Genomic DNA, 698 nt, shown 5'->3' with positions numbered 1-698 from the left:
AGAGTAACTTTGTTGAGAAATAGCTCAACGCAAACAGCACAAACCATCGTCACACTCGGTGACCCAATAGATAAAAGGTAAATATTATGAAAAACGCACTCATCATCGCTCTATCAGTATTCTCTGTTTCTGCTTTCGCAGCTGGCGGCGCAGCGTCTAACAACGGATTAAATGGCGACTTGATTCAACAAGCAACCGCGGCGGGTCTTTCTACTGAACAAGCTACGCAAGGTGTCGCAAATGGTCATATCGGTGCAGGTATGAGCGCTGAGCAAATGCTTGAAGCGACTCAAGCCGTTAAGTAATTCGCAGCGCTCATGGACGAGCTCGCTTTCGCTCTAAACAATCTTCTGATCTGCCGCTTAAATTTATTCTTCTGCTTGATACCTCCATTTATCTTTCGTGCTTCGATCATCACTCAACGACGCACAGTCACTTCAAACTGTCACCAACCGTAAACCTCTTCTCCACTGTCATCATGACGCATGGGATAACCGAACAACAAAAAACGAGATGCGCATCACAAAGATTTCCAAAATGGAAATCCTGGATTTCCTGTAAGTGCGACCAATATCACATTAATATGAATTTTGTACACGGGTTGCCCGTAAATTACAGTTCAACAATAAGGTCACACATCATGAAAAACGTACTTGTTATTGCTCTATCAGTATTTTCTGTTTCTGCTTTCGCTGCTA

Annotated in this window: 1 protein-coding gene; it reads left to right on the top strand. The window is 43.3% G+C overall.

Going from position 1 to position 698, the window contains the following annotated elements:
* Positions 1-86 precede the first annotated feature (86 nt).
* Positions 87-305 carry a hypothetical protein gene (locus RH88_RS07970; protein ID WP_005594821.1) on the top strand — a complete coding sequence of 73 codons (219 nt, stop codon included), beginning with the start codon at positions 87-89 and terminating at the stop codon, positions 303-305.
* Positions 306-698: the final 393 nt, after the last annotated feature.

The sequence above is a fragment of the Vibrio scophthalmi LMG 19158 genome (genome assembly GCF_000222585.1).
Lineage (GTDB): Bacteria > Pseudomonadota > Gammaproteobacteria > Enterobacterales > Vibrionaceae > Vibrio > Vibrio scophthalmi.
Note: the sequence above shows the minus strand (reverse complement) of the source record. Positions and strands in the feature narration are given on the sequence as shown.